This window comes from Sphingobium xenophagum (genome assembly GCF_031457465.1).
GTDB classification, from domain to species: domain Bacteria; phylum Pseudomonadota; class Alphaproteobacteria; order Sphingomonadales; family Sphingomonadaceae; genus Sphingobium; species Sphingobium xenophagum_A.
Genome location: NZ_JAVDWV010000016.1, coordinates 1 through 19,955, shown reverse-complemented (window position 1 = coordinate 19,955; position 19,955 = coordinate 1). Strand labels below are relative to the sequence as shown.

Below are 19,955 nucleotides of genomic sequence, written 5' to 3'. Positions count from 1 at the left end.
ATGGTAGAAGCGCGGCGATGGTTTATTACCGGTGTATCCAGTGGGTTCGGCCGACTGCTCGCAGAAGCTGCCTTGGCACGAGGCGACAGCGTCGCGGGCACCTTGCGCAGTGCCGGACAAGGATCGGAGTTCGAAGCCCTGGCTCCCGGCCGGGCGCATGCGATCTTGCTGGACGTGACCGATCGCAAACGCATCGGTGATGCGGTTGCCGAAGGCGTTGCCGCTCTTGGCGGAATCGACGTCCTGGTCAACAATGCCGGCTATGGCCTTGCCGGTACTGTCGAGGAATTGGACGAGGACGAGATCGACCACGTCATCGAAACGAACCTTGCCGGCACGATCTACGTGACCCGCGCCGCACTCTCCGCTTTGCGTGAAAGCCGCGGACATGTCGTTAACTTCTCGTCCATGGCGGGGCTGGTCGGCCTTCCGGGCATGGCCGCCTATTGCGCGGCCAAGCACGGCGTGGAAGGTTTCAGCGAATCTCTGGCTGCGGAAATGAAGCCGCTGGGCGTAGGTGTCACTATCGTCGAACCAGGCGGTTTCCGGACCAATTTCTTCAAGGGTTCGGAACGCATCGCCCGCAATCCGATGGCGCTTTATGACGATACGCCGGGGGGCAGGACTCGGTCGCACCTTTCCGGCGCGGGCGACATGATGCCCGGTGATCCGGCCAAAGCCATCGCAGCCGTCTTGACCGCCGTTGATGCTCCCGAACCGCCTCTGCGTCTCGTGCTGGGCGCGGACGCATTGGCGGGCTATCGCGCCAAGCTCGACAGTGTGGCCGCAAACCTCACCACGTGGGAAGCCGTCACCGTCGGCACCGCATTCTCAGAGAATTGAGCAAAAATGTCCGAAGACATCCCGACCGGTCACATCATTTCCGAGCGTAGAAACGATGTTTGCATCATCACGTTAAACGATCCCGAACGACTCAACCCCCTGTCCGACGAGATGCGGGGCGCTCTCGTGCCTGCGCTCGAAGCTGCTATGTGGGACAACAGCGTACGGGTCGTGGTGCTAACGGGCGCAGGCGGCAATTTCACCGCAGGCGCCGACATCCGGCAATTGTCGGTTTCCGGCCATCCGGATCCGCTCCGGTCCCGTCGCCGTCTGGTGCCGCTGCATCGTGCGGTCGAACTAATTGCCGCAGGGCCAAAGCCTGTTATCACCGCGGTCGAGGGCGCCTGCTTTGGTGCCGGTTTGTCGTTTGCGGCAGCCAGCGATTTCGTGATCGCCGACGAAACTGCGCGCTTCGGCGCGGCTTTCGGCAAGATCGGCCTGACAGCGGATTGCGGCCTGATCTGGTCGCTGCCGCAGCGCGTGGGCCGGACACTCGCCCGAGATCTGATGTTCACCGGCCGACCTGTCAAGATAGAGGAGGCAGAGCGTATTGGTCTTGTCGACCGACAAGTCCCGGCCGGTATCGCGCTGGCATCCGCGTTAGAAAAGGTTGCCGAATACCGCTCAATCGCGCCGCTTTCGATCGCCGCGATGAAATCAGCGTTCGCGCAAGGTCCTGGCTCGCTGGCAGAGGCACTTGCGCTCGAGCAGCAGCAGCAGCCGATGCTCAGCATGACGAGTGATCATGCCGAAGGGATCAACGCATTTCGCGAAAAGCGCTCTACGTCGTTTACGGGCAACTGATGCCTTCGCGCGACAGCAAGAAAGCCTTTTGGTGAGAATCTTTGCATCCACGCCCTACTATGTGCAAGGTCCAGGCACGCTCCGCGAGATCGGCCCCGTCGTCGCGAAGCTGGGCGAGGTTCCCGCGTTGATCGTCGACGCACAAGTGGCGCACCTGTTCGATGCGCTGCTGACCGACGAACTGCTGCAACCCAGCATCATCTGGCATTTCAGCGGCGAAGTCACCGACGCGGCTATCGAGGAACTGGCCAGCCAGTGCGCGGCCTGTGACGTGGTCATTGCGGCAGGAGGTGGTAAGGCGCTCGATGCCGGTAAGGCGGTCGCCTTGCGGCACAAGGTTCAGGTCGTCTCAGTACCCACTATCGCATCGAACGACGGCCCGGCCAGCCGCGGGATCGCGATTTATGAGGAGAGCCATCGCCTTGTCCGCGTCGACCAGATGCCCTCGAACCCGGCAGCGGTGATCGTAGACAGCGCGGTCATCGCGCGCGCACCGGTTCGCTTGCTGCGCGCAGGCGTAGGGGACGCGATTGCCAAGACGTTCGAAGCTAACGCCTGCTGGGCGGGAAGCGGACTTACTAAGCACGGGACCCGGCCGACCCATTCAGGTCGCGCTATCGCCAAGGCCGCGTACGACCTTCTTCGGGCGCACGCACACGCCGGTATCGCGGCGGCCGAGCGGCAGGAGGTGACCGAGGATCTGGAAGCTACGATCGAGGCCTGCGTCCTCCTCAGTGCCATGGGGTTTGAGAACGGGGGACTCTCGATCGCGCATTCGGTCACGCGCGGACTGATGACGCTGCGTGGCGCGAAGGATCGGCTGCACGGGGAGCACGTGGCCTATGGCGCGCTGGTGCAGCTTGCCGCAGAGGGCCGACCTAATGCGGAAATCCAGGACCTAGCTGCGTTCCTCACCGGCGCGGGGCTCCCTGTATCGCTAGGAGAACTTGGCGTGTTGCGGCCTGGCCCTGCCGACATGGATGCCATCGCAGTAGCCACGATGACCAGTCCGCACATGCACGCCCTACCCCGCCCGATTCAGGCTACCGGCATCGCAGCCGCCATCGCCAGGATCGAGGCACTCGGATCGGTATAACCACGGATATAATATCTTTCGAGGCCCAGTTCCCCGCGGGATGAACGTAGATTATGCCGACCATCCAGGAGAACTGCATGGCTATCGATTATTCCAGCCTCATGGTGCGCCCGTTGCCCGAGCGCACGCATCGCTATACTTGGCGGGACAGCGTACTCTACGCGCTTGGTCTCGGCATTGGTACCAACCCGACTGATGCGGACGAGTTGCAGTTCGTCTTTGAGAGGGGTCTGAAGGCTCTGCCGACGATGCCTGTTATACTGGGCCATCCCGGGTTCTGGATCAGCGAGCCGGATACCGGGATCGATTATCGCAAGGTGGTGCATGGCGAACAATCGCTGGTCATCCACACGCCCCTACCGGCGGAAGGCAGCTTCGTCGCCAAGAACACAGTCGACGAGATCATCGACAAGGGTGAAGGTCGCGGCGCGATTCTGCGGGTGCGACGCGACTTGTTTGACGAAGCGACCGGTGTGTTGCAATCGACACAGATAATGTCGATGTTCTGCCGCGGCGACGGTGGCTTTGGCGGACCGTCGGCGGGCAAGAGCCAGCCCGAGATCTCCATTCCCGAAACCACGCCTGACGTTTCGATTACGCGGTTCATCCCGGCTCAGGCTGCATTGATCTACCGGCTTTCGGCCGACCTGAATCCCCTCCATGCCGATCCGGCGGTTGCCGAGGCGGCTGGTTTCCCGCGCCCCATCCTTCATGGCCTGGCGACATTCGGCGTGGCCGGCTTCGCGGTCCTGGCGGGCGCCGCTGGGGGCAATCCCGCCGCGCTCAGGGAAATCGGCTGTCGCTTTTCGGCGCCGGTGTTCCCAGGCGAGACCATACGCACCGACATGTGGATCGACGACGCCACCGTCGCCTTCCGTTGCACCGCGATCGAGCGCGACAAGGTCGTTCTCGACCGCGGCCGTGCCGTGATCGCGTGACCGCCCGAGCCGAGGAGTTCTGCCTTTGACCCAGCCGCCCCCAACCAAGATGTATTTCGATTACCTCGCGAACGGGAAATTCATGATCCAGCGTTCGGCCAGCACGGGCGAATGGGTGTTCTACCCCCGCATGTTGGCACCGAAATCGGGCGCAAACGATCTGGAATGGGTCGAACCGAGCGGGTTCGGCACCGTCTATGCGACGACGGTGAAGCGGGTTAAGCCTCCCGCACCGAACATTAATATCGCCATCGTCGAGCTGGACGAAGGTCCGCGCCTGATGACGCACGTCCAGTCGATCCCGGCGGAGGACGTTGCCGTCGGGATGAGGGTTCGCGCCAAAGTCGTCGACGGGCCGGACGATGGCAAGATCGTCGTCTTCGAACCGGAGAACGCGCAATGACCCGCGGTCGCGAACTGCGCGGCAAGACCGCCTTTGTCGGCGCTGCTACGTTCGGATGCGGCGAGGCTCCCGGCTATACCCCGATAGAGATCGCGGCCGAAGCGGCGCGGTTGGCTATCGCAGACGCCGGGCTTAAGCCCGCCGATATCGACGGTTTGTCAATCTGCCTGCCATCGGACTTCCTTTCGGGCCTCAGCATTGCCGAATATCTCGGCATCCGGCCGAAGATGACCAACAATAGCCGCACTGGCGGATCGGCCTTTCTGACGCACGCGGAATGGTCGATGCTCGCGCTCGACGCCGGGCTGATCGACTACGCGCTCATCTGTTACGGCGCAAACCAGCGGACCGGTGCGGGCAAGCTGGTTTCAGCGCAGGCACCCTCGCCGTTCGAGTTTCCCTATCGGCCCAACAACCCGGTGGCGTCCTATGCGCTCGCGGCGTCGCGCCACATGTACGAGTACGGGACGACGTCCGAACAGTTGGCATCGGTCGCCGTGGCTGCCCGGCAGTGGGCCAACCTCAATCCGGAGGCGTTCCGGCAGGGGCCGCTTTCTATCGAGGATGTGCTGGCGACCCGCCTCGTTGCCGACCCGCTCCATGTCGCCGACTGCTGCCTCGTCACCGACGGCGGAGCGGCAGTCGTCATGACAAGGGCGGATCGGGCAAAGGACTTGCGTCATACGCCCGTTGCCCTGCTCGGCGCGGCCTCGGCGACCTGGCACAGCGAGATCGCGCAACTGGCCGACCTTACCGTGTCGGCGGCGAAGGAATCGGGTGAACGCGCCTTTGCGCAGGCCAGTGTTACGCAAGCCGATATTGACGTAGTCAATCTCTACGACGCGTTCACGATCAACACGATCATGTTCCTCGAAGATTTGGGCTTCTGTCCCAAGGGCGAAGGCGGGCCGTTCGTAGCTAGTGGCGCGATCGCGCCTGGCGGCACCCTGCCTGTTAACACCAATGGCGGCGGGCTCTCGTTCTGCCACCCGGGCATGTATGGCCTGTTCACCCTCGTCGAATCGATCCGCCAGTTGCGCGGCGAAGCGGGCGAGCGGCAGATCGCGGGGGCAAAGCTTGCCCTCGCGCACGGTAATGGCGGCACGATGTCTAGCCAGGCGACGTGTATTCTCGGCCTGCCGGAAACCGTGTGATGAGGATCGCTGCATGACCGTATCTTTCACCCGCAACGGCCCAGTCGCCACGATCACCTTCGAACGCGCCGAGAAGAAGAACGCGCTCGACCGGCCAATGCGCGAACTGATCCCGCGCCTGTTCCAGCAGGTCCAGGACGACGTCTCGATACGCGCCGTGGTCATGACGGGTAGCGGCACCGATTTCTGCGCGGGTGCCGACGTGCGCGAAATGGGCGGCGGCGGCATCGCGGATTCCATGGCTCGGGTGGAGATCCTTCACCGCATGGTCCGGTCTGTCGTGCGCACCGATATCCCGGTGATCGCGGCGGTGCGCGGGGTGTGCATTGGCGTCGGCTGGTCGATGGCGCTGGCCAGCGACTATATCATTGCTGCGCCGGACACCCGCTTCCAGTTCGCCTTCCGCCACATCGGCCTCGCCCCGGATGGCGGGGCGGTCCACCTGCTGTCGCAGAACGTGGGACCGATCCGGGCCAAAAGGCTCGTCTATTCCGGACGTTTCGTATCCGGAACAGAAGCGAACGAACTTGGCCTTGTCAGCGAACTTGCTCCTGCCGAGGATGTCCTTGGACGGGCCCATTCCATCGCCACAGAACTCGCCGCCAGCCCGACACTCTCGCTCAAGATGACGAAGAGGCAGTTCGCGGCAGCAGAGAACCAGACATTCGAGGAAGCGCTGTCCACCGAGATGGTGATGCAGCCGCTGATGATCCGATCCGAGGATTTCCTCGAAGGGACATCCGCTTTCAAGGAAAAACGCAAACCAAGTTTCAAGGGGCAATAAGCGAGCGGGCAAGGCGCAAGCGCCCCGATCGCGAACGTGACGACTATTTTGATGAAAGGCTTTGCAATGGATTTCTCGACATATCCCGATGAGTTCAAGTTCGACCTCACCGACGGCGTGCTGACCGTGACGATCAACAACCCGGCGCAGCTCAACGCCATCGCCACCCACATGGACGATGAACTTCCGCGCATCTTCTTCGAGGCCGATCGCTGTGCCGAGGTGGAGATCATCGTACTGACCGGCGAAGGGCGGGCCTTCTCGGCCGGCGGCGACCTCGAAGGAATGAAGAAGAACCTCGACGGGATCGAGAACTTCCTTGCCGGTTATCGCAACGGCAAGCGCTTCATGCAGATGATGCTCGACACCGAAAAGCCCATCATCGGCAAGGTCAACGGCGATGCAGTGGGCATGGGCTGCACGCTGGCCCTGTGCTGCGACATCGTCATCGCCAACGAGACCGCCCGATTTGGAGATCCGCATGTCCGCGTTGGGCTTGCCGCGGGCGATGGCGGCGCGATTTTCTGGCCCAAGAACATTGGCATGGCGTTGGCCAAATATTTCATCCTCACCGGCGATCTGGTGAGTGCGACCGAAGCGCGCCAGATGGGCCTGATTGCTAAGGCCGTTCCCGCCGACCAGCTCGATGCCGAGGTGGAGCGCGTAATCAATCGCCTTCGCAGCAATTCGATGGTTGCTCTGCGTTTTTCAAAGTCCATCGCGAACATCCCGCTGCGCCAGGATCTCGCCAGCATGGTGGATGCAGGCTTCGCTCTCGAAAGCATCTCCAGCCAGCTTGCCGACCACAAGGAAGCGGTTCACGCCTTCGTCGACAAGCGCAAGCCGCAGTTCCGGAAGAACTGACATGACCGCGCCGGAAAAACAGCGCCGCGTCGCGGTGGTGACCGGCGCGGCCAACGGCATCGGCCGCGCTATCGCGTTGCGTTTCGCACGCGAGGGCGCGGACCTTGCCTTGCTCGACATCGACGAGGCGGGACTTGCCGCCGTGGCTAAGGAGGTCGAGGCACTGTCGTGCGATGCCTTGTTACTGCGCACCGACATGACCGATCGCACTTCGATCAGCGAAGCCTTCGCGCAAGTCGCCGAAAAGTTCGGCAACGCGGACGTACTCGTCAACAACGTTGGACAGAGCGCACGCGAACGCGCCGCATCTTTTTGGGAAGCGGATCCGGAAGTAGCCGATTTCCTGGTCCGCATCTGCCTGCACAGTACGATGGACGCATGCCGCGAGGCGATACCTATAATGCGCTCCACGGGAGCGGGGCGGATCGTCAATATCGCTTCTGATTCCGCTTTCATCGGCAGCAAGTCGGCCTCGGCCTACGCGGGTGCCAAGGCCGGGGTGATCGGCTTCACTCGCTCGCTGTCGCGGGAACTCGCCGAATTTGGTATCACCGTGAACGCCATCGCCCCAGGCTACATTCGGACTCGCGCAATGGATCAGTTGCCGCAAAGGTTCGTTGAGCAGGCAATAGCCGAAACGCCCATGCGACGGCTCGGAGCACCCGAGGATATCGCCCACGCGGTTGTCTATTTCGCGAGCGAAGAGGCTGGTTTTGTCACCGGCCAGACGCTTATCGTCAATGGCGGCCGCTGGATGAACTGACTGCGGCGGCCGCCGACCTCCATCACGCCGAATTGGCGAGGGGGTGAACCTTGATCACACCATCGCTTGGCTTGCCCAATGTCACCGCAAGCATCGCGGCGAGCGTCAGGGTCGCAATTAGCAAGGGATAAATCGACGCATAGCTACCCGTATTCTCGCGCAGCAGACCCGCGACCACTGGGGAAATGCCGTACCCGAGCGAAAAGGTGCCCATCAGCAGGCCGAATATCGCCGGGTAGTCGGCTAACCCGAAATAGCGGCTGGTGAGATAGGCCAGTGCATTTGTCGTGCCGCCGGCTCCAAAACCGAGACAGAACGAAACCATGGCACCCAGAAAGGCGCTGCCGGTATATACGGTGGCAAGCAGACAACTCGCGAGAATGAGCAGGATCGAGACACCGAATACCGGGATGGGCAGCGTGTGATCGAACAGCCAGCCGGTGGCAAGCCGTCCCCCGATCATCGAAATGCCCATCAATCCGGTGGTCCATGCCGCCTCCGCAGGCGGAAGGCCTCCCTCGTTCAGGATCGGGAACAAGTGCACCTGCAGCGAACCCTCGGCCAGCGCCATCAGCGTCGAGACCGCCACGAATTGCCAGAAATGCCGCATCTTCACCGCCTGCCGTAGGCGAAAGCCGGCAAGCGCCACCTTGGACCTGCTTTCACCAGTGCCAGCGAGATTCACGCTGTGCACATCGCGAAACCACAGGACTACGATAGGCAACAGGATCACCAGCATCAGTGCCATGATGCCGACGTAGACACCGCGCCAGCCGTAGTGGCTTAACATCAAAACGGCGAGCGGCGGGAAAAGAAAAAAGGCAATTCCGGACCCGCTGAATGTGATGGCCAGCGCCATGCCTCGTGAGCGGTCGAACAGTCCGGCGACCGCACCCATCCAGACCATCGGGCTAATGCCGACCTGGATCACCGCGAAGACGAGCCAGGCGCCGATCCAGGTCCAGATGCTACCGCCTGTCATGGCAATCATCATCAGTCCGGGAAGGGCCGCACCGATCGCGATGAGCGCGCATCGCCGCGCGCCGTACCGGACGACCATCCTCCCCAACAAAGGAGCAAGCAGCAGTGACATCGTCGCCCCGATGAATACATTTGCGGTGATCAGCGCCCGCGGCCAGCCGAACTCTTCCACCAACGGCGCTATGACCACGCCTGTAACACTTGGAATGCCAGTCATGAACATGATGCCGACCGTCGCACTGGCGACGGTCTTCCAGCCGCTTCTCCATTCGCTCATCTGACGTGCCATGCCGGTTCCTGTCGTCTTGCCGTGCGTTCTTGCGCCCGGTTGATTATGTTCAATCGGCTCTCCGTCCGCCCGCCGGGCGGGTTCAGATATCGCGCTGCGGCTGGCCCACCTGTTTTCGCGATTTCAGTGCCAGGATCGGGCCGGGGAAAATGTCAGGCTGGTTCACGATCGCCATTATATGGTCGCCCACCTCGTCGGCCCGCACCTGGCGCGGGTCGGCATTCGCCTCGTCGGCCGGATCGACGATCAGCGAATAAAGCATGAGCTCTTTCACCGTTGGCCCCCTGCCTGCGTTTTCCAATGCGATGTGGCGGAACAGATTGCGTAACGCAGCCTGGCACATCGACACCCCGCCCTTACGCTCGACCATCACGTCGGCCATGCCGCCGCCGAGGCCGATGTAATGACCAGTCGGCGCCAGCAGAGGCAGAAAAGCCTTCGCGGCGATTAGGTGCGACATCACATTGTGACGGAAAAGTTCGACCAAATCCTCGATCGGCTGGGTCATGACATGGGCCAGCTCCGGCGGAGCATTGACCGAGGTGATGACCGCGTCGAGCACTGGTTGGTGCCCTGCGACCGCTTTTGCGAGCGCCAGTGCAGATGCGTCATCGCCAACGGAACCCGCCACCGGAATGACTTCACCTTCGCATTCACCGACCAGCGCGCTCAATCGTTCCGGATCGCGCGCGACAGCGATCACCGTCCATCCCATCTTAGAAAACACACGGGCTATACCCCGGCCGACGGTTCCGGTCGCACCGATAATCGCTATTGCTTGCTTTTGCACCATTCACTCATCCCCTTTATGCGGGAATGGTAACAGGCTGCCCGGCCACGGCGACCGGCAAGGCCATCAGATCGGTGATATCAGTCCGTTCAGGCGCGCCGACGGATCAGCGCTTCCTGCGTGATCGAGGCAAGCACCCGCCTGTCCGGCCCAAACATGGAGCCGCGATTAAAGCCGAGCCCGCCGCCTGCAAACGGGCTGTCGACGACATATAGGACCTCGTCAATGTTCGTCGGCGTCGCATGGAACCAGATCGCGTGGTTGAGCGAAACCGACGATAGTTCTCCGTCGTGCAGATGCGGTGCGTGCATGATGCGCGCGGCAAAGTTCGCGCAGGCATCGGTCATGTAGGCGATAGTTGCGTAATAGGCGACGGCATCGCCAGGCGCGGGCACCACTGACGGTCGCAACCATGCCATCGTCTCTGGCCGTGCGCCCGGCACGCCCAGTCCCTCGTCGGGATCGCGGAAGTAGGTTTCGAACGCGACCCGGTTCTTAACCCGGCGCACGACAAGCGGGTCAAGCTCATCGGCGCGGTCGATCACGCACTGGCGATGCGACTTGAGCAGGGCAATGTCGGGCGCCGATGGCGCCGCCACCGCGTGCGCGGGCTGCCCCTCCTCGGGCTCGTGAAAACTGATCTCGGCGCAAAAAACTTCTTTACCGCCTTGCCAGGCGATGACCCTGCGGTGCGCGAAGGCGCGCCCGTCGCGAATAGGGTCGACCCTATACTCGACCGGCTCCGACGCCTTAGCGCTACGGAGGAAAAAAGCGCTCATCGCGTGGGGAAATCGTCCCGGCGCGCTGAGCATCGCAGCCGATGTCGACAGGGCGAGATATTGCCCGCCGAACACTTCGCCCCCCGCATTGGTATCGGGCGATACCGAGCGCCATATATTGGCGCCACACTCGGCAAGTTGGAGCAAGGATCGCAGGTCGGACAACTTCGCCTCCGGTAGCTTGGCACGTTGATCGCGCAACGGTTCGATGGGTTGACAGAGCCGCACAGGCAACCGCTACTTGCGAATATCTTGGCTCCATCCAACGTTAATCACATAGCGGATGGACAGGTTTCGGCGGGTGCCATACCACCGGCCGCGAACTCATGCAGCACAGGACCCGACCCTCATGGCGACCGACGATCAGGCCGTTCTCTACCGCCAAGACGATCACGTCGTCACGCTCACCCTCAACTTACCCGAGCTTCGCAACCCGGTTTCCGAACAATCAGTAATCGAGGGGCTGGTCGCCGCGATGGAGCGTATGAACGCAGACAAGAGCGTTCGCGCGGCCATCCTCACCGGAGCCGGTTCGGCCTTTTCGTCGGGTGGCAATCTGAAGGCGATGGCCGCGCCGGGCGGCAACGCCGATGCTCCTCCCATTGAAAATCGGCTGTGGTATGTTGATGGCATCCAGCGCATCCCCCTCGCCTTCGAGCGGCTCGAGGTTCCGATCGTTGCAGCAGTAAACGGCCCGGCGATTGGCGCGGGATGCGACGTGGCCTGCATGTGCGACATCCGGGTTGCGGGGAAAAGTGCAACATTTGCCGAAAGCTTCGTGAAAGTCGGCCTGATCCCTGGCGACGGCGGTGTCTGGTTGCTGCCGCGCGCCATCGGGCAGTCGCGGGCACGCGAGTTGGCGTTTACCGGCGATGCGATTTCGTCCGACACGGCGCTCGAATGGGGCCTTGTGTCCTATGTGGTCGATGACGACCAGCTGATGGACAAGGCGCGGTCGATCGCACAGCGCATTGCCGCTAATCCACCGGCAGCGGTGCGCATGACCAAGAAGCTGATGACAGCGGGGCAGGACATGACGCTCGACCGCGTGCTCGACATGTCCGCTGCGATGCAGCCTCTTGCCCATGCCACCCGCGACCATCGCGAGGCGCTCGATGCGTTCGTCGCTAAGCGCAAGCCCAACTTCACCGGCAATTGATGCCGCGCCGGAGCCCGCAATGATCGATCAGCCAAAGGTCTTCCGCAACTGGATCGCGGGCGGCTGGGTCGAAGGCGACGATGTCTCGCGCAACGTCAATCCGTCCAACCTGGACGAGACGATTGGCGTCTATGCCCGTGCCGACAAGGCTCAGGTCGAAAGGGCAATCGCGGCAGCTTCCGAGGCACGCGAGGGCTGGCGAAGCGTCGGCATCCTGTCCCGATCCGAAGTTCTCGATCGCGTTGGCAGCGAACTGCTTGCTCGGAAGGACGAATTGGGCCGCCTGCTGTCGCGCGAAGAAGGCAAGACGCTGGCAGAAGGCATCGGTGAAGTTGCGCGCGCCGGTCACGTGTTCAAATGGTTTGCGGGCGAGGCGTTACGGCCCGGCGGCGAGTTCGTCGAATCGGTTCGGCCGGGACTATCGGTCGAAATCACGCGCGAACCGGTCGGCGTCGTAGGCCTGATAACGCCCTGGAACTTCCCGATGGCGATCCCCGCATGGAAGATCGCGGCGGCCTTGGCCTATGGCAACACCGTCGTCTTTAAGCCCGCCGATGCGGTCCCGGCCTCGGCGTGGGCGCTGACCGAAATCATCGCGCGATCCGGAGTGCCAGCTGGGGTGTTCAACCTCGTGATGGGGCGCGGGGGCGTGGTGGGCGATACCATCGTCGGGCATCACGATATCGATGCGGTAAGCTTCACCGGCTCGCAGGCAGTGGGGCAGCAACTGGCAAGCCAGCTTGCCGGGCGCCTTGCCAAAGTGCAGCTCGAGATGGGCGGCAAGAACCCGCTGATCGTGCTCGATGATGCCGATCTCGGCGTTGCCGTAGAGGTCGCCGCTCAGGGTGCCTACTATTCGACTGGACAGCGTTGCACTGCATCGTCACGCCTTATCGTCACGCGCGGCATTCATGACGCTTTCGTGGAAGCGCTGATCGGACGACTGCAGGCGATCCAGGTGGGCGACGCGCTCGATCCGCGAACCGTCATCGGCCCCGTCGCCGAAGCGAAGCAGCTGCAAAGCAACCACGACTATCTCGATGTCGGCAAGGCGGAAGGCGCCGAGCTCGTCGTCGCTGGCGAGATCTGCGAGAGCCAGCGCGGCCATTTCATGCGACCGGCCCTGTTCGTGGGCGCAAGCAACGACATGCGTATCGCGCGCGAAGAGATATTCGGCCCGATCGCCTGCGTCATCCGCGCCGATGATTACGACGAGGCAGTGGCATTCGCCAACGACACCGATTTCGGGCTGTCGTCAGGTATCGTGACGACTTCGCTGCGGCATTCCTCCGATTTCAAGCGGCGTTCGAGCGCCGGGATGGTGATGGTCAACACGCCGACGGCAGGGGTTGATTTCCACGTGCCGTTCGGCGGACGCAAGCAGTCGAGCTACGGTCCGCGCGAACAAGGTCATTACGCGGCCGAATTCTATACGACGGTCAAAACGGCCTATACCGCCGCCTGATCGCCATCGGGCGCTTCGATCAGCATTTCGTCGACGATATCCAGTCCATAGCCGCCAACGCCGGTGATCGTATGACGCTTGCTGGTGCGCAGCAAGATCATATCGCGCACGCCAAGGTCGGCGAGGATCTGCGCGCCGATGCCAAAACTGCGAGAATCTGCAGGGTTTCCGTCGGGGCCCACGCCGATGCCGATATCGGGTGACGGTAACAACACGAGGATGATGCCTGAGCCGTGTTCGACGATGCGCTGCATCGCCCGCGGAATGAGGCCCCGCCGGTGTCCAGGTACGTTTAGCATGTCATAGAAGGCCGACGCGACGTGAACGCGCACTAGAGTCGGCTGATCTGAGTCGATTTCTCCTTTCACCAAGGCATAGGCCCGTGTGCCGTCGATCTTGTTGCGATAGACAAGCATCTTCCATTCGTGTCCGTCTTCGGACTGAAACGTCGATTGGGCAATCGTCTCAACCAGATGGTCGAAGCGTAGGCGATAGGCTATCAAATCCTTGATCGTCCCAATCTTCAACCCGTGATGGGCGGCGAACTTCAAAAGTTCGGGAAGGCGCGCCATCGTGCCGTCTTCGTGCATGATCTCGCAGATCACACCGGCCGGCATCAAGCCCGCAAGTCGCGCTACATCGACCGCCGCCTCGGTATGGCCCGCGCGTACCAGCGTACCGCCATCTCGCGCGACCAACGGGAACACGTGTCCGGGCGTTACGATCTCGTCCGAACCGACCTGTGGATTGATCGCCACGGTTATCGTCCGCGCGCGGTCGGCGGCCGAAATACCGGTCGTGACCCCGTGCCGTGCCTCGATGGATACAGTAAAAGCCGTTTCGTGGCGCGTTCCGTTGGCCTTGGACATCATCTCGAGGCCAAGCTGGTCGGCCCTTTGCCGAGTCAACGCAAGGCAAATGAGGCCGCGGCCGTGCATCGCCATGAAGTTGATCGAAGCCGGGGTTGCCATCTGGGCCGGGATGACCAGATCGCCTTCGTTTTCGCGATCCTCATCGTCGACAAGGATAAACATCCGGCCATTGCGGGCTTCGTTGATGATTTCCTCGGCGGTTGCGAGCGCGGCTTCCTGCGACATAATTTTTTTACTCCCAATCACGACCGCTAGTTGTCAGATGCTTGACGACGCCCTTGTTCGCCAGCGGAAAATCGCTCGGCGCGATATTGACCGGGATGCCGCTCATGCGCGGCTGGCCGCTGTAACGCTCCGCCTCGTCGTCAAGTCCGCTGAGGCGCGACGTCGGACTGCCCTTCTCGAACAGGTCCGCATCGTCATCCGGCCCGCCGCCGTAGCCATGCGACATCGAGATGAGCCCAGGTCGCAACGCAGCATCAACCCGAACAACGCCCGGGATCGATCCATAGCGGGAAGTGATACTAATCACTGAACCTTCCGTCAGATCGTGCGCGGTCATGTCGTCGGGGTGCATGAAGGCCGGATTGTAGGGCAATCCCCTAGTCGCCGGATCGTGCGATATCGAATTGAACGTATGCCGCATGCGTCGACTGATCAGGCGAAACGTGAAGCCTGCTCCATCATTGCTACTTGCTAGAGAATATGCGCGCAGATCCGCCATCATGTCGGCATCGGCCAGTTCGAGCCGCCCTTCCCAGCCTTCGTCTTGGGGCAGGACGCGAGCGTTCTCGTCTGGAAACACGGCCCCATGCGGATAACGCTTCAATTCGGCGAGCGGGATGCGCGATCCTGCCATGAACTGTTCCAGCAAAGTATCGGTATCGGTATCGGGTCGGTCGTCCAGGTCGACATCGAATGTCGTTCCGTTCAGCCCGTGCATTGTGAACTCGCGACCCATTCGCTTGCACAAACCGTAAAAGAACTCCCACTCCTCTATGACCTGCGAGCCCGGCGGCGGCGCAACGATCGCGGGCGTGTACTGCCCAAACGATTCGGCCACGCCGACCCCGGTCGAGTAAAAGGCGAGTCCTTCCGAGAGGTAAGAGATGCCCGGCGTCTCGAGGTGCTGCTTGCAAGCGATGACATAATCGGCCAGCGCCGCCGAAGGGGTCATCTTGACGTCCAGCGCGACACTCACTTCCAGGCTGCTCAAGGCCTCTATCGTCTTGTTCTGGTCCGGCCAGGCGAGCACCGGATTGCCGGCACAGTTTATGAAGGCACGAACTTGTCCTTGACCGGGCAGCAGGATCTCTTCGGGCAACGCCGCAGTCGGCATCGGCGCTGATCCGGCGAAATAGGCGCCAAGCCCGCGGACACGAGTGGCGTGACCGCCAAACGAATCGCCCCATGCCGGAAACGGCGGAGTAGCCTGTGCCTTGGCGGATGGAGGGGCCATGGTGACCCCTGCCACCGGCAGGACTTCACCCTCGCGCATGTAATGGCCGCATAGTGTCTCGACGCACATGCGCAGATACTCGACCAGAGTGGACGAACCACTCATGCTCGGTCCTGTGCCGCAGATTGCGTAGCCGCGACGCGCAGAAGCATAAGTCCGCGCCGCCAGGACAAGGTCGGCAGCACCGATGCCAGCTGCTTCCGCGACCGCCTCGGGCGAGAACTCGGCCAGTGCCGTGCGCAATTCGGCAAGGCCGCGGGTGTTCTTTGCTACGAAGGCACAGTCGTACAGTTCCTCGTCGATGATCACCCGGACCATCGCAGCCAAGATCGCGGCATCGTGGCCCGGCAATGGCTGCACGAACTGAGTCGCCTTCCTTGCCGTTTCGGTGCGACGAGGATCGATAACGATCAGTTGCGTACCTTTCGCCAACCGGTCGTTAATCCATGCCGCAGGGTTGCCGAAAGGAAAGCCGTTGTGGCTGACCAGAGGATTCATGCCAATGATCAAGATCGCCTGGGGGTCGATCCAGCCATTGCCGGGTGCCTGCCACATGCCGTGCAGCCCCTTGGCGACCGACTTGCCGGGCTGATCGATTGATTCGTTGCTGAACACCATCGGCGACTGAATCGCTTCCATGAAGGAATGGGTGCCCGCCATGGCCAGCGAATGCGCAACGATCCCGGTTCCGTGGTAGGAAGCGATCGCACGCGGTCCGTCGCGTTCAAGGATGGCGGTCAGCTTGGCGGCGATCTCGTCCATCGCCAGTTCGACGTCAATCGGCGCGAAACTGTTATCCGGCTGCCGTTTCATGGATTGCAGCAGCCGGTTCGGACTGTTGTGCACGGAAGGCGACGCACGCCCTTTCATGCAACCATAGCCCCTGTACAACGGATTGTCCCGGTCGCCGGTCATCGACACCGCACGCCCTTCATCGTCGACTTCGACCACGGCACCGCATAAATGGTAGCAAACCCGGCAGAAAGTCGGATGGGCAGTCATCGTTCTATCCTCTCCAAAAAACATGCGCTGCCATTCTGACAATATAGTTACGCAGCCCCGCAGGTTCACCCGGCTTTGTGCCCCCAGCAAAATAATTCTGTCAACCGATAGATCGACCCACAATCTAGCCGCTCGCCGCACTCGGCGGCAATCCTGCTTGACAAAAAGCCTTTTCTACTGTCTGTTCGAAAATAGGAGAGCAGATATGCAATTAAGACGACTTTCGAGATCGTTGGGCGAGCTCAATGTGGTCGGTTGGAGCGGCACCGAAACCGATGGTGTCGTGAAGTCGGCTGGACGCGCCCTCAAGATACTGGAACTTTTTGACGTGCTCCGGCGCGAGGCTCCGGTGTCCGAGGTTTCCGACCTTCTGGACTTGCCGCAATCGAGCACATCGGTCCTGCTGCGCAGTATGGTCGTGATGGGCTATCTTCATTTTAATCCCAATACCCGCGCGTTTGGACCGACCATTCGCGTCGCGTTGCTCGGCAACTGGGTAAATGGGCCTATGATCAGTGACGGGCTATTGATGCGCCTGTTGCAGCGCGTAAACGCACGTACCGGCGAGGCGGTCGTGGCTGCCGTGCGCAACCAGATCTGGTCGGAATATGTGCACGTCGTGCAGTCGATGAATCCCGTCCGCCTCTTTGTAGTGAAGGGATCGCGGCGCCCCCTTATCCGGTCGGGAACCGGCCTTGTGCTCTTGGCCGACTTGCCGGACGCGGTCATAAAGCGGATCGCGATGCGCACCAACGCCGAATCCGGCGTTGGCGAACCACATCAGTCGATCCAGACGTTGATGGATAACGTCGCCGGAGTGCGCGAACAGGGGTGGGCCTGCACGCTCGACACAATCACCAAGGGCGGCGGCATGGTGGCCATGCGACTGCCGCAGATCGGCGAGGAAGAACCGCTCGTCGTCGGCATTCCGAGCATGACCGCGGACTTGCGCGAGAACCGCGATCGCTACCTCGAAATCCTGCGCGAGGAAATCAACCGGTACTCCGAGTCGCGCCAAGTGCATGCCACATCGGAGAAGGACAGCTTGGAAGCTTGGGCCGAGGGCGGGGTATTACACCTGTAATAGATCGTCGCTGCCGGGCTTGGCAGGGCTGAACGCCATTGCCAACCCCGCAGAACGGATACAGGTCTGACGGCGACACAATGGAGTTGCCGCGTGCAGACATTTACGGCGCAACCAATTTCCTGGCCTGAATCCGCCGCAGAACTACGGCAAAGGGCCCGACGACTGGTTGCCGAACATCCGCCCCACCCCGATCCCGCGACGCGTGCCAATTGCTGGACTTTCGCAGACCCAGCGTTCAGCAAGAATCTGGGCGACGCAGGCCTGATCGGCATGACTTGGCCGCGCGAATACGGCGGTCATGAACGCTCAAGTCTCGAGCGTTATGTCGTCCTTGAGGAATTGCTGGCCGCGGGCGCGCCGGTGGGCGCTCACTGGATTGCTGATCGCCAGACTGGCGGCATGTTGCTGCGTTATGGACAGCGTGAAGAAATCGAGCGCTGGGTTCCCGGCATGGCCAAGGGCCGCGTATACGCCTGCATCGGCCTGTCGGAACCAGATGCCGGCTCAGACCTTGCCTCGGTCAAGACGACAGCACGGCGTGACGGGCGCAAATGGATCGTCGACGGCCAGAAGGTTTGGACCACTGGCGCGCACTTCTGCCACGTGATGATCGCGCTCGTCCGCACCGAGCCGGGATCTCAGCGCAATGCCGGACTCAGCCAGTTCGTCATCCCGATGGATGCGCCGGGAGTAACCGTTCGCCCAATCATCGACCTGACCGGCGGGCACGACTTCAACGAGGTCTTTTTCGATTCGGTCGAGCTCGAAGAACACGCGCTGGTCGGGGCCGAGGGGCAGGGTTGGCATCAAGCCACAGCCGAGCTCTCGCTCGAACGTTCGGGACCGGAGCGCTACCTGTCGTCGACCGCGCTTTTCCTGGAATTGCTGCGCTACGTCGGCCCTTCGCCCGATGCGCATGTCAGGCAACTGGTGGGCCGTCTTGCCGCGCAGATGTGGACCTTGCGGATGATGTCGGCGACGGTTGCCGCCAAGCTGGCTGCCGGCGAGGACCCCGCGCTCGAGGCGACGATCGTCAAGGATCTCGGCAACAGCTTCGAGCAGGCAATGCCCGAACTGGTCCAGGCCGCGATCGACCTGGACCTTTCAGGCGAGGTACCGCTGGCACGGATACTCGGCCATCTCCTGCAAGTCTCGCCGTCATTCTCGCTGCGCGGTGGTACGCGCGAAATCCTCAAGGGCATCATCGCAAGGGGGCTCGGTCTCAGATGAACGAACACCAGTCCATGCTTGCCGACATGACGCAGTCACTGTTTGAGGAAATCGGTCATGCCGCCGATCCTGCGGCGGACTGGGACAGGGTCGAGGAACTTGGCTTACCCGGCCTCTTGGTCCCCGAAAATGATGGCGGCTTCGGCGGGTCGTGGCAGGATGGGCTTATCGTCTTCCGCACGGCCGGCTATCATGCGCTCGACCTGCCGCTGGTCGAAGCGATCATCGCCGCGCACATCGCCAGATGTGCCGGTCTCTCGGGACGCGGAACCATCGCGATGGCAGCAACTGGCTCGTTGTTGGACAATTGCTTTACCGGTTCAGTAAGTGGCGCGGCTGCGGCTGACGGCGCGGCCTTCGTTGTCGCCCCTTCGCCCAACGGCAATGGCAGCATGATCGTCGACCTTGCTGGTCAAAACTCCCCGTCGCGCACCGCGATTTCCGGCGAAAGGCGCAGCACACTCCTGTTGGATGGGGCACGCACGGTACAGCATGAGTCGGACATCTTCATGCTCGGCGCTTTCGCCCGTTCCGCGCAAATCGCCGGGGCGCTCGACGCGGCATTGGCCATGGCTACCGAGTACGCAAACCAGCGTAAGCAGTTCGGTCGGGCCCTCTCCGCTTTCCAGGCGGTCCAGCAGAACCTCGCCACTTTCGCGTGCGAGGCTGCGGCAGCGAACTGTGCCGCCCATGCCGCAGCTCAGGCGCTGGATCATGGCGATGCGACTTACGAGGTCGCTGCTGCGAAGATGCGGGCAGACATGGCAGCCGGTGTCGGCACCGCGATCGCGCATCAGGTGCATGGTGCGATCGGCTTTACAGAGGAATACGACCTGCACTGGCTGACCCGTCGGCTGTGGACTTGGCGCAGCGAGTTCGGAAACGACAGCTATTGGGCCGACAGGCTGGGTCAGCGCACTTGCGCCCGCGGTGCGGACAATTTTTGGCCCGACCTAACCAATTTAAGTGACCGGCTGGTCAGCTGACGCCTTTCTGGAAGTCGCTATCGGATAAGTGTCTGCCTGGGCACCGCCATCGGCGAACGCGGTTATGTATTAGCCGATCTCGGCTAGGTTTTCTGTTAGAGCCCGAACCGAAAGTTATTGAGCAATACCAGCATGTTGTGATTCACACCTCTTTGCGAAGAGATGGAGTGAATGGTGACATGGACTGGTATTGCCCGGCGCGAGCAT

At 61.9% G+C, this 19,955-nt stretch carries 19 protein-coding genes; 14 read left to right on the top strand and 5 right to left on the bottom strand.

The genetic code is table 11. The annotated features are described in order from the left end of the window. The 9 genes from J2W40_RS16230 to J2W40_RS16190 all read left to right on the top strand — a co-directional run bounded on the left by J2W40_RS16230 (position 1) and on the right by J2W40_RS16190 (position 7,649). Entirely contained in the window at positions 1-843 is an 843-nt protein-coding gene (locus tag J2W40_RS16230) for an SDR family NAD(P)-dependent oxidoreductase (RefSeq protein WP_310226746.1), read from the top strand. A gap of 6 nt (positions 844-849) precedes the next feature. Beyond that, complete coding sequence (locus J2W40_RS16225) at positions 850-1,647, top strand: enoyl-CoA hydratase/isomerase family protein (RefSeq protein ID WP_310226744.1); 798 nt, start codon at positions 850-852, stop codon at positions 1,645-1,647. A 61-nt stretch (positions 1,648-1,708) separates the two neighbouring features. Continuing rightward, entirely contained in the window at positions 1,709-2,743 is a 1,035-nt protein-coding gene (locus tag J2W40_RS16220; RefSeq protein WP_310226742.1) for a glycerol dehydrogenase, read from the top strand. Positions 2,744-2,820: 77 nt separating this feature from the next. Then, positions 2,821-3,681, top strand: coding sequence for a MaoC/PaaZ C-terminal domain-containing protein (locus tag J2W40_RS16215; protein ID WP_310226740.1), 861 nt, complete (start codon positions 2,821-2,823; stop codon positions 3,679-3,681). Positions 3,682-3,706: 25 nt separating this feature from the next. Next, entirely contained in the window at positions 3,707-4,084 is a 378-nt protein-coding gene (locus J2W40_RS16210) for a Zn-ribbon domain-containing OB-fold protein (RefSeq protein WP_310226738.1), read from the top strand. After that, the gene (locus J2W40_RS16205) at positions 4,081-5,238 is read left to right on the top strand and encodes a thiolase (protein WP_310226736.1); all 1,158 of its coding nucleotides are present in this window, start codon (positions 4,081-4,083) and stop codon (positions 5,236-5,238) included. Before J2W40_RS16210 ends, J2W40_RS16205 begins: the two co-directional genes overlap by 4 nt. A 13-nt stretch (positions 5,239-5,251) precedes the next feature. Beyond that, positions 5,252-6,022 (top strand): enoyl-CoA hydratase/isomerase family protein, encoded by a 771-nt coding sequence (locus J2W40_RS16200; protein WP_310226735.1) that lies wholly within the window; start codon positions 5,252-5,254, stop codon positions 6,020-6,022. Positions 6,023-6,139: 117 nt separating this feature from the next. After that, complete coding sequence (locus J2W40_RS16195) at positions 6,140-6,886, top strand: enoyl-CoA hydratase/isomerase family protein (protein WP_310226732.1); 747 nt, start codon at positions 6,140-6,142, stop codon at positions 6,884-6,886. A 1-nt stretch (position 6,887) separates the two neighbouring features. Further along, positions 6,888-7,649, top strand: coding sequence for an SDR family NAD(P)-dependent oxidoreductase (locus J2W40_RS16190; protein ID WP_310226730.1), 762 nt, complete (start codon positions 6,888-6,890; stop codon positions 7,647-7,649). A gap of 22 nt (positions 7,650-7,671) precedes the next feature. On the opposite strand, the gene J2W40_RS16185 is transcribed toward J2W40_RS16190, so the two are convergent. From J2W40_RS16185 to J2W40_RS16175, 3 genes are all read right to left on the bottom strand, one after another. Further along, positions 7,672-8,919 carry an MFS transporter gene (locus J2W40_RS16185; RefSeq protein WP_310226727.1) on the bottom strand — a complete coding sequence of 416 codons (1,248 nt, stop codon included), beginning with the start codon at positions 8,917-8,919 and terminating at the stop codon, positions 7,672-7,674. 82 nt (positions 8,920-9,001) lie between these two features. Continuing rightward, positions 9,002-9,712 carry an SDR family NAD(P)-dependent oxidoreductase gene (locus tag J2W40_RS16180; protein WP_310226724.1) on the bottom strand — a complete coding sequence of 237 codons (711 nt, stop codon included), beginning with the start codon at positions 9,710-9,712 and terminating at the stop codon, positions 9,002-9,004. 86 nt (positions 9,713-9,798) lie between these two features. Then, positions 9,799-10,635 carry an acyl-CoA thioesterase gene (locus tag J2W40_RS16175; protein ID WP_310226721.1) on the bottom strand — a complete coding sequence of 279 codons (837 nt, stop codon included), beginning with the start codon at positions 10,633-10,635 and terminating at the stop codon, positions 9,799-9,801. Between the two features lie 202 nt (positions 10,636-10,837). Between J2W40_RS16175 and J2W40_RS16170 the strand changes: the two genes are divergently transcribed. Further along, the gene (locus tag J2W40_RS16170; protein ID WP_310226719.1) at positions 10,838-11,647 is read left to right on the top strand and encodes a crotonase/enoyl-CoA hydratase family protein; all 810 of its coding nucleotides are present in this window, start codon (positions 10,838-10,840) and stop codon (positions 11,645-11,647) included. Between the two features lie 19 nt (positions 11,648-11,666). After that, a complete protein-coding gene (locus tag J2W40_RS16165) occupies positions 11,667-13,112 on the top strand; it encodes an aldehyde dehydrogenase family protein (RefSeq protein ID WP_310226716.1) in 1,446 nt (481 codons plus the stop codon). Here J2W40_RS16165 and ribB read toward each other — a convergent pair. Beyond that, a complete protein-coding gene (gene ribB / locus J2W40_RS16160; protein WP_310226713.1) occupies positions 13,097-14,209 on the bottom strand; it encodes a 3,4-dihydroxy-2-butanone-4-phosphate synthase in 1,113 nt (370 codons plus the stop codon). The genes J2W40_RS16165 and ribB overlap by 16 nt on opposite strands. Positions 14,210-14,216: 7 nt before the next feature. Next, on the bottom strand, positions 14,217-16,445 hold the full coding sequence (locus tag J2W40_RS16155; RefSeq protein ID WP_310226711.1) for a molybdopterin-containing oxidoreductase family protein: 2,229 nt from the start codon (positions 16,443-16,445) through the stop codon (positions 14,217-14,219). Positions 16,446-16,650: 205 nt separating this feature from the next. On the opposite strand from J2W40_RS16155, the gene J2W40_RS16150 reads away from it, so the two are divergent. The 3 genes from J2W40_RS16150 to J2W40_RS16140 all read left to right on the top strand — a co-directional run bounded on the left by J2W40_RS16150 (position 16,651) and on the right by J2W40_RS16140 (position 19,748). Then, positions 16,651-17,529, top strand: a complete 879-nt coding sequence (locus tag J2W40_RS16150; protein ID WP_310226709.1) for an IclR family transcriptional regulator — start codon at positions 16,651-16,653, stop codon at positions 17,527-17,529. A gap of 93 nt (positions 17,530-17,622) precedes the next feature. After that, a complete protein-coding gene (locus J2W40_RS16145) occupies positions 17,623-18,762 on the top strand; it encodes an acyl-CoA dehydrogenase family protein (protein WP_310226707.1) in 1,140 nt (379 codons plus the stop codon). Next, entirely contained in the window at positions 18,759-19,748 is a 990-nt protein-coding gene (locus J2W40_RS16140; protein ID WP_310226704.1) for an acyl-CoA dehydrogenase family protein, read from the top strand. The genes J2W40_RS16145 and J2W40_RS16140 overlap by 4 nt, the downstream gene beginning before the upstream one ends. Positions 19,749-19,955: the final 207 nt, after the last annotated feature.